Raw genomic sequence first — 3521 nt, forward strand, 5'->3', positions numbered from 1 at the left:
CGGCGGAACTCGGCGGGGTATGCGGGACGGGTCTTGGGCATCGGACAAACACCTCACGCGAAAGCGTTCTCGGTGTCCACCAAACCGGGGCAATCCCAATCCAACGTCAAAAGCCGGGTAGCCGACCTCGCGGCCAACAGCATCAGCGACATGCTGTTCGGCAAGCGGGGGACCAGCGACTACGGCCTGCTCAGTAGCCTCATGGGCGGTAGCGGCGCCGCCAACGCCCCGGCGAGTGGAGCCCAAGGCCCAACGGCGCAGTCGAGTGGTCTGTCCAGCCTACTCGCCTCGGCCAAAAGCTTCTTCGGCTTCGCGGATGGTGGTCACGTGCGAGGGCCCGGTGGCCCGAAGTCGGACTCGATCCCGGCTTGGCTGTCCGATGGCGAGTACGTCGTCCAGGCGTCATCCGTCTCGCGCTACGGCAAACACTTCTTCGACTCCCTCAACAATGGAACGGCGAAGTACCTTGCTGACGGCGGCTTCCTCGAGCCGCGAGGTGGCCGTGGCGGCCTAGTGGCCGGCTGCATCGGCGAGGCCCCGGTGCTGCTCGTGAGGGCGTCCTGATGACCGCCAACATCATGTTCGTGCTGGACGACGGCATCTCGATGTTCTCGGACGGTGCCGCCTACGACGAAGAAGGCGTAGTCCGACGCATCCATGCCAAGCAGATTGTGCGGCCCGACATCGATACCGTGATCACGACCTCTGCTTCTGGCCTGTCCCTCTCGATGCTCAACCACGTGATAGCCGTTGACGGACCTGTGGGGTTTGACCAGGTCGTCGATGCAATGCCGGGCTGGACCGTCGAGGTCCTGGCTTCCATGGATCGCATTCACGGCGGCAGAAACTACGCGATGTTCCTGTACGCCGGCTGGTCCGAACGGGAGCAGCGCTGGCGCGGCTACCTCATCGCGACCTACGACTTGCCGGCTTATGGAGTAGCGGCGTTCGAGCCTGCCATGCTCCATTCCTTCGCTAAGCCGAACGCCTCTCCTGAAGCGCTAGAGGCAGCTGGTCTCCCCCGCAATCTTGTCCAAGCAAACGAGCCAGCTAGCATCCTGGGCGCGAAGCTGATGCTGGCGCTTCGGCAGACCCGGCAGGAGATGCATGGTCCTGGAACAGCCAGCGGCTACGTCGTCGGCGGCTTCATCCAGCACACGCATCTGCAGCGAGGGCGCGCCGACAGCCGCATTATCTACCGCTGGCCGGATGAAATCGGGTGCGCAATCGACCCTTCTCAGGATCCCATCGTCGAAGTCGGCTCATCCGATCAGGCTGAGGCGGCAGCATGAGAGCTGCCGCCTCTCACCCAAATCACTCTGCGGAAGTTGCCTTGCGTGGCCGTCCAGCGCGCTTCGGCTTCGCTTCAGCGGACGCCTCTGAGACCGTCTCCTCCGGCTCCGCAGCCCTCGTCTGACCCTTCCGGCTGTTGCCGAGCCCCAGAGCGCGTGCGAGCTCAGAGCGCTGAGCCGAGTAGCTGGCAGCGGTCATAGGGTAGTCGGCAGAAAGGCCGTGCTTCGCCCGATATGCCTCGGGGGTAAGGCCGCGAAGCGTCAGATGCCGGCGCAGCGTCTTGTAGGGCTTGCCGTCCTCGAAGCTGATGAGCGCGTCCGGTGTGATCGACTTCTTGATCTGAGCCGGCGTCGGCTTCTCGACCTCCTCCTTGTGCGACGCAGCAAATCCGCCCGCGGCAAGTCCGCTGAGAGAGGCGTGTACGCTGGTAAGCAGGCTGGCCAGTTCGCTTACTGGGACAGGGTTGTTCGACACGAAGGCTGACACGATGTCTGCAGTCAGCTCAATATGGTCAGTCGGCATATTCGGGGTGATTTCGTCCATGTGATGATCTCCTTCACGTAGGATGATCACCCTGTAAGACGTGGCATTACGGGATTAGCAAGCCTCGGTATTCGCGAACGTCTCTAGGAAGGAGATTTATCCACCACATTGCATTTAGATCTATCTGTCGCTGCCACAATCTCTATAGCGGCAAAGGCGGCACCCTTCGATAACTGATGCTCGTCTCCGCAAAGCCTGGAACCGGACGCACCTTCGCCTCTTCACCTCCACAGGTAATGAGAAGGGAAGGCGCTATGAGTTCGACCGAAAAGACAACGCCCGGCGCTCTCAGCATCCCGCCGAAGGGTAGGTCTCTGGTCGAGCCACGGGTCAGCGACGACCCTGCTGAGGCTGGCCCGATCTCGCCTGGTCTCGTGGAGCCTTCTAAGGATCAGGGTCCGGAAACGGGAGGATACGATGATCATTCGCCAAGCTGGTGCCCGACCAACAAGGACGGTGGCTACGGAGCAGGCTGAGCACTGACCATGACAGATGCAGATCGTACTCAATGGCGAGCTGCCGGGCTGAAAGCTGGTAACCTCAATGGAGGGGACCTAGCCACACTCATGCAGGGCAAGAGCGTGGGCGACGACCAGGTTCAGAGCCTCATCGAGTTGCTAGGGGTTAACCTGCAGGACAAGGCACAGCGTCTGCGAGACAGGGAAATTCCATTGGAATTGATTGAGGAATATACCCGCGCGGCCGCGGAGAGCGTGATGCTGCAGATGCACGCGCTACGCATCGCTACTGGCGGTGAGGCAGAACCACACCCCTGACGGCGGCTACGGCTGGGGGCAACGCAAGAGCGACACGACAAAGAACGATCGGCTCTACGATCTTGGCAATAGGCCTGTACAACCCGAATGGGTCACAGATCCGAGCGGGTATCGCAACTTAAGGACGGTCGTAGGGTACATCCGGGACGCTAGCGACCTCAATGATCATTGCGGCAGCAAGAATCAATACAACCAACCGCAGTATTCCTGATTTACCCCGGCGGAATTGCCAGATCTACCCGAGTTTGACTCGAAGCCCGCTTAGCCTAACTATATTTTTTCTTGGCGCACTTCAGAGGAGAGTCTCTCTCCCTGAGGTCGTTGCTGTCGAGCTGTAGGCACAAAAAAACGGTGAGAGCCTTTCGGCCTCACCGTCAGAGTAGGGGTCAACAGTTTCCGAGCGGTACAACCAAGAAACCTACAACCCTGTCGCCAGGAAGGTTTAGCATAAATAAAGCAGGCTGCAATTCCGTATTTTAAAATATCGCGAGCGAATTTCCGCGGACATAGCTTTGTTCGACAGCGAAGCCGCGCGCATATAACGGAACCTGCACAGGGTTGTCCGATGCTTTTGCATGTGTACGCCTAACGATTACGTGATCACTTTTTTGTCGCACTTATGAGAATCTTATTGCGCTGACGTAGAAACATATTACACGTGACGGCACTCTTCCTGCGGAGCTATTGTGCTGCTCAGGCGAGATGGCTGTTCGCCTTCCAATGCGTGCAGTTACTGGTAACGACCAGATATCAGCAATAATGAGATGGAATGGCAGCTTGCTCCTCAGGCCGCGATTGATCATCTCACCCTGGAGGAATCCATGAGAGCGGTACATCTTCTCGCACTCGGCGCCGGCATGGTCGCTTCGACCACGGCGTTCGCCAACGAAGACGTCCTGAAGCGCACGG

The 3521-nt window shown here is 59.4% G+C and carries 3 protein-coding genes and 1 pseudogene; 3 read left to right on the top strand and 1 reads right to left on the bottom strand.

What is annotated here, in order from left to right; translation table 11 throughout:
* Positions 1-564, top strand: a pseudogene (locus tag ASF58_RS20080) (hypothetical protein); the annotation flags it as partial.
* Complete coding sequence (locus ASF58_RS20085) at positions 564-1292, top strand: hypothetical protein (protein WP_055956731.1); 729 nt, start codon at positions 564-566, stop codon at positions 1290-1292. The pseudogene ASF58_RS20080 and the gene ASF58_RS20085, both read left to right, overlap by 1 nt.
* 22 nt (positions 1293-1314) lie before the next feature.
* Here ASF58_RS20085 and ASF58_RS20090 read toward each other — a convergent pair whose 3' ends face one another.
* The gene (locus ASF58_RS20090; protein ID WP_055956734.1) at positions 1315-1836 is read right to left on the bottom strand and encodes a MucR family transcriptional regulator; all 522 of its coding nucleotides are present in this window, start codon (positions 1834-1836) and stop codon (positions 1315-1317) included.
* 566 nt (positions 1837-2402) lie between these two features.
* On the opposite strand from ASF58_RS20090, the gene ASF58_RS20095 reads away from it, so the two are divergent.
* Entirely contained in the window at positions 2403-2612 is a 210-nt protein-coding gene (locus ASF58_RS20095; RefSeq protein WP_055956737.1) for a hypothetical protein, read from the top strand.
* Positions 2613-3521: the final 909 nt, after the last annotated feature.

Origin of the sequence: Methylobacterium sp. Leaf125 (assembly GCF_001423085.1) — a bacterium.
GTDB lineage: Bacteria > Pseudomonadota > Alphaproteobacteria > Rhizobiales > Beijerinckiaceae > Methylobacterium.

Excerpts from the sequence above, each read along its gene's own strand:
- ASF58_RS20095 (WP_055956737.1), top strand. The coding sequence starts at position 2,403 with ATGCAGGGCAAGAGCGTGGGCGACGACCAGGTTCAGAGCCTCATCGAG.
- ASF58_RS20090 (WP_055956734.1), bottom strand. The coding sequence starts at position 1,836 with ATGGACGAAATCACCCCGAATATGCCGACTGACCATATTGAGCTGACT.
- ASF58_RS20085 (WP_055956731.1), top strand. The coding sequence starts at position 564 with ATGACCGCCAACATCATGTTCGTGCTGGACGACGGCATCTCGATGTTC.